At 74.5% G+C, this 423-nt stretch carries 2 protein-coding genes; both read right to left on the reverse strand.

The window, feature by feature from the left end; all coding sequences use genetic code 11:
- Window positions 1-301, reverse strand: a 301-nt coding sequence (locus J0695_RS39760) for a 2OG-Fe(II) oxygenase family protein (RefSeq protein ID WP_242553762.1), incomplete at its 3' end; no start/stop codon positions are given.
- A 17-nt stretch (window positions 302-318) separates the two neighbouring features.
- A partial coding sequence (locus J0695_RS39765; protein WP_206969708.1) for an MGMT family protein occupies window positions 319-423 on the reverse strand: 105 nt, incomplete at its 5' end.

A 423-nucleotide genomic window follows, 5' to 3' on the forward strand; every position in this document is an offset into this window, starting at 1 on the left:
CCCCATAGGCCTCCGCGACAGCCGCCCGCCCCAACTCCACCAGCCACCCCGGGAGTTCGGCGACCCGCTCCCCATTCACATCACCGGCCACACGCACATAGCGGTACGGCTGCCAATGCCACCCCAGACACACCGTCTGCACCGACATGACGCCACCACCCGGCAGCGCGGTGTGCCGCATCGGCACCGGCCCCCGCGCCCACTCCCGGCACGCCCCGACCAACTCCCGCTGCCGCTCCACCGGAAGCCACCCGGGCACATGCACCGCCCCGGGCGCGACCTCGGCCCGCTCGCGTGGCATCGGGAAGAGCCCGGAGCTCACGCCACCAGCGCCCCTTCGAGCTCCAGCAGCGCCTGCTTCCGCTCCAGCCCGCCCGCGTACCCGCGCAGCGCTCCGTCGGCCCCGATCACCCGGTGGCACGG

The organism is Streptomyces beijiangensis (assembly GCF_017315755.1).
Lineage (GTDB): Bacteria > Actinomycetota > Actinomycetes > Streptomycetales > Streptomycetaceae > Streptomyces > Streptomyces beijiangensis.